This is a genomic window from Aeromonas rivuli (assembly GCF_000820045.1).
Taxonomy (GTDB): Bacteria; Pseudomonadota; Gammaproteobacteria; order Enterobacterales; family Aeromonadaceae; genus Aeromonas; species Aeromonas rivuli.
In genome coordinates, this window is record NZ_CDBJ01000094.1 from 1 (window position 1) to 4,205 (window position 4,205).

Genomic DNA, 4,205 nt, shown 5'->3' on the forward strand with positions numbered 1-4,205 from the left:
CGCGTTTTTTATGGGGACCCCCCCCGGCGCGCCACTCGCGCCCCCAATCCCCCTGCCCGCCATCCCCGTGGATAAAGCTTGCTACAGCCTGAACCCAGGGAGGCTTTCAGCCTGTCAGCGCCCTTTATTAAAGCGACAAGAAACGGCGCCAATGTTAGATTAGTTAAATCAAATTAAATAGATAGAACGGATCAGGTACTCCTATGCAACGCTGGCCCAGCCTGAAACAGCTCCAATATCTGATAGCGCTCGACGAACACAAGAACTTCAACCGCGCCGCCAAGGCGTGCCATGTCAGCCAGTCGACCCTGAGCACCGGCATCCAGACCCTGGAAGACATGATGAACCTGCAACTGGTCGAGCGCGACCACAAGAGCTTCATCATGACCCCCATCGGGCTGGAGGTGGTCGAGCGGGCCCGCAACCTGCTCTCCGACGCCCGGGATCTGATGGAGCTCGGCCAGCAGCAGGGGGGCGTCATGCAGGGTACGGTGCGGCTCGGCTGCATTCCGACCATAGCCCCCTTCCTGCTCAGCAAGCTGGTGCAACGCTGCGCCAAGACCTACCCGGACCTGGAGCTGCTGCTACGGGAAGACACCACCAGCAACCTGCTCAAGCAACTGGAGCAGGGTCAGCTCGACCTCTTGATCCTGGCGTTGCCCATCGAGATTGGTGGTTTCCATTGCAAGGCGGTCGGTCAGGATCCCTTCCACATGGTGATGCCCAGCGACATGGCGGCGGGGCTGCACATGCCGTTCGACTATAAAGAGCTGCCCAGCCAGAGCATCTTCCTGCTCGAGCGCGAGCACTGCCTGACCGAGCATGCGGTAAGCGCCTGTCGGCTGCGGGACAAGAGCAAGATCAACCCCTTTGCCGCCACCAGCCTGCACACCCTGGTGCAGATGGTCGGCGCCGGGCTCGGCACCACCTTCTTGCCACAGATGGCCATCGATGCCGGCATCCTGGATAACACTGATCTGGTGGCCATCCCGCTGCCGGGTGAGCAGGCCTACCGGGAGATAGGCCTGGTATGGCGCCCAAGTACCACTCGGGTCCAGACCTTCTACAAGCTGGCTGAGCTGGTCAAGCCGCTGATCGAGCCCCAATCCGAGTCGGCTCTCACGACATGAATGAAGGGGCTTCTCTCTTCCAGGTTGGCATGCGGGCACTGCGCTCACGTTTGAATTCGAGATGAGGGAGTGAAATGTCGATGAAGCTGATCCTGCCCCTGCTTGCCCTGTTGCTGGCCGCCTGTTCCAGTACACCAGAGCCTGTGCCCCCCTCAGCGCCTGACAAAGCCTTCAATGGCTTCTTTCAACAGTGGCGCGGGGTTCCCTATCGCATGGGTGGCACCAACAGAGCCGGGCTAGACTGCTCCGCCTTCACCCAGCTCGCCTATCAGCAGGTGCTGGGCTTCCAGCTGCCCCGCACGACCGAGTCCCAGGCCGATCTCGGCGAGGCCATCCCTCGCAGCGAGCTGCGTCATGGGGATCTGGTCTTCTTCAAGACCGGCTGGGATCAGTATCACGTCGGCGTCTATACCGGGGCCGGGGAATTCATTCACGCCTCCACCAGCAAGGGCGTGATCCGCTCACGCCTCGACAATGTCTACTGGCGCAAGCATTACTGGCAGGCACGCCGCCTGACCTCCGTCACCGGGCCCGCCGGCTGACAACAATCAGGCCCCGAGGGGCCTGAGTGTTGCGTGGGACGGGTCAGGCCTTGCGGTGCCAGCGCGGTGAACTCGCGGTCTCCCCCCAGGGGGTGACACAGGCCAGATGCGCCCCCTCGATGAGGCGGTCGCTCTCCCCGAGCACCTCCCCCACCTGGCGATGGATCAGCTTGAGCGCAGGCAAGGGCTGGCTCGCCAGGGAGTGTCCCGCCGCAAAGTAGGCACCCTGATGATGCAGCGCCAGCTTCTGGACGAACTCATAGGTATTGAAGCTGGCAGGCATGCGATCTACCACATCATCGACCTTGGTCAGCAAGCGTTCCAATTCCTCTGTCATGGCACTCTCTCCCTCTGCTGTGATGAAATACAAATTACCCCAAAATGGTTAGTTTTGACCAGCACCAAAGATGGCCCATGGGCGGTCAACACGATACGGTTGCCGAAAATGGGTGGCGGCGCACGCTTCGCCGCCGCGCCGGGGCTCATGGCTTTACAGAGTGCGCGAGGACGAGTTAACGTTCTGGGCCTTATTGTCCGGGAGCCCCTATGGAACAGGCCATGCATTTTGCCACCCAGCTGGATCGACTCAAGTCAGCCTATCAGGCCGCCCCTGCCCCGTCACTCGCCGAGCGACTGGCCAGACTAACGCGACTGGAGCAAGCCCTGCGCACCCACAAGGAGGCGCTCTGCCAGGCGCTGACCCAGGATTATGGCAAACGCAGCCGAGCCGATAGCCTGCTCGCCGATATCTTGCCCTGTCTCACCCAGCTCAAACATGTGCGCAGGCACCTCAAGAAGTGGATGGCTCCGAGTCGGCGCCACCCGGGGCTGCTGCTCACTCCTGCCCGGCTCGATGTCATCTATCAGCCCCTCGGCGTCGTGGGCATAGTGGTGCCCTGGAACTTCCCGGTGATGCTGAGCCTGGGGCCCCTCATCGGCGTCATTGCGGCCGGCAACAGAGCCATGCTCAAGCTCTCCGAGTTCACCCCGGCCACCAATGCGGTGCTCATCCAGCTGCTGAGCGACGCCTTCGAGCAGGACGAGGTGGTGGTGTGCGAGGGGGACGCCCAACAAGGGGCCGCCTTCTGCGCCCTCCCCTTCGATCATCTGATCTTTACCGGCTCGACCAGCATCGGTCGGCAAGTGATGGCCAGCGCCGCCCGCCAGCTCACGCCGCTCACCCTGGAGCTTGGCGGCAAATCCCCCTGCCTCATCGGGCCGGAGATGCCGATGAGCCTGGCGGTGGAACGAATACTCTATGGCAAGAGCCTCAACGCAGGCCAGGTCTGCGTCGCCCCCGACTATGTACTGCTCCCCAAAGGCGAGGAGGGCGCTTTTATCCAGGCCTATCGCGAACGCTTCGAGCGCCTCTACCCGCAGGGATTGGCGAGCGATGACTACGCCTCCATCATCAACCCGCGCCAGTATCAGCGGCTCATCGACTGGCTGGAGGAGGCCGTTGCCGCCGGTGCCCAGGCTCACCCCTGCGCCACCCCAGCCCGGGATGACGAACGGCACCGGCTGCTGCCCCATCTGTTGACCGAACTGCCCGACCACTGCCAGCTGATGCGAGAGGAGATCTTCGGTCCCCTGCTGCCCCTGATCCCCTATGAGAGCCTCGATGAGGCCATCGCCTATATCCAGGCCAGGCCCAGGCCCCTGGCCCTCTATCTGATGAGTCTGGATCCCGCGTTGCAAGCCAGGGTGATCAGGGAGACACACTCAGGGGGGGTCGCCATCAATGAGACCCTGCAACAGGTTGCGGCGGACGATGCGCCTTTCGGGGGCATAGGCCCCTCCGGCATGGGCCACTACCATGGGCGGGAGGGATTTCTCACCTTCTCCAAGGCCAAGACGGTACTGCGCCGGGGCAGGTGGAGCCCAGGTACCCTGCTCCAGCCCCCCTATGAACGCTGGTACAAGAAGCTGCTGCTGAGCTGGCTGACCCGCTAAGCGCCACCACCAAATGACAGCAGGGGCCCATGGGCCCCAGCGGTTGACTGATCCCGGATCGGGTTCAGGCGGGTTCATCGAACACCCCTGTGGAGAGGTAGCGATCCCCTCGGTCGCAGATGATGGCGACGATGATCCCTTGCTCCAGCTCGGCGGCGATGCGCAGGGCCCCCGCCACGGCGCCGCCCGAACTGACGCCGCAACAGATCCCCTCTTCCCGGGCCAGACGACGCATGGTGGTGAGCGCCTCTGCCTGAGTGATGTCCAGCACCCGATCGACCCGCTCTGGCTCGAAGATGGCGGGCTGGTAGGCGGCGGGCCAACGACGGATCCCCGGAATATGGCTCCCTTCGGCCGGTTGCAAGCCAATCACCTGCACCGCCGGGTTCTGCTCCTTGAGGTAACGGGAGACCCCCATGATGGTGCCGGTAGTGCCCATGGCAGAGACGAAGTGAGTGATGGCTTCGCCACTCTGACGCCAGATTTCAGGGCCCGTGCTCTGATAGTGAGCCTGCGGGTTGGCAGGATTGTTGAACTGATCCAGCACCACCCCCTCCCCCCTGGCCGCCATGGCCAACGC

At 63.0% G+C, this 4,205-nt stretch carries 5 protein-coding genes; 3 read left to right on the top strand and 2 right to left on the bottom strand.

The window, feature by feature from the left end; all coding sequences use genetic code 11:
- Positions 1-203 precede the first annotated feature (203 nt).
- Both BN1130_RS19530 and BN1130_RS19535 read left to right on the top strand, forming a co-directional pair.
- Positions 204-1,130, top strand: a complete 927-nt coding sequence (locus BN1130_RS19530) for a hydrogen peroxide-inducible genes activator (RefSeq protein ID WP_042044096.1) — start codon at positions 204-206, stop codon at positions 1,128-1,130.
- Positions 1,131-1,204: 74 nt separating this feature from the next.
- The gene (locus BN1130_RS19535; RefSeq protein WP_042044098.1) at positions 1,205-1,672 is read left to right on the top strand and encodes a C40 family peptidase; all 468 of its coding nucleotides are present in this window, start codon (positions 1,205-1,207) and stop codon (positions 1,670-1,672) included.
- Between the two features lie 43 nt (positions 1,673-1,715).
- On the opposite strand, the gene BN1130_RS19540 is transcribed toward BN1130_RS19535, so the two are convergent.
- The gene (locus BN1130_RS19540) at positions 1,716-2,009 is read right to left on the bottom strand and encodes a hypothetical protein (protein ID WP_042044099.1); all 294 of its coding nucleotides are present in this window, start codon (positions 2,007-2,009) and stop codon (positions 1,716-1,718) included.
- Between the two features lie 209 nt (positions 2,010-2,218).
- On the opposite strand from BN1130_RS19540, the gene BN1130_RS19545 reads away from it, so the two are divergent.
- Positions 2,219-3,625, top strand: coding sequence for a coniferyl aldehyde dehydrogenase (locus BN1130_RS19545; protein ID WP_042044100.1), 1,407 nt, complete (start codon positions 2,219-2,221; stop codon positions 3,623-3,625).
- 64 nt (positions 3,626-3,689) lie between these two features.
- On the opposite strand, the gene BN1130_RS19550 is transcribed toward BN1130_RS19545, so the two are convergent.
- On the bottom strand, positions 3,690-4,205 hold a 516-nt coding region (locus tag BN1130_RS19550), incomplete at its 5' end, for a pyridoxal-phosphate dependent enzyme (protein WP_042044101.1).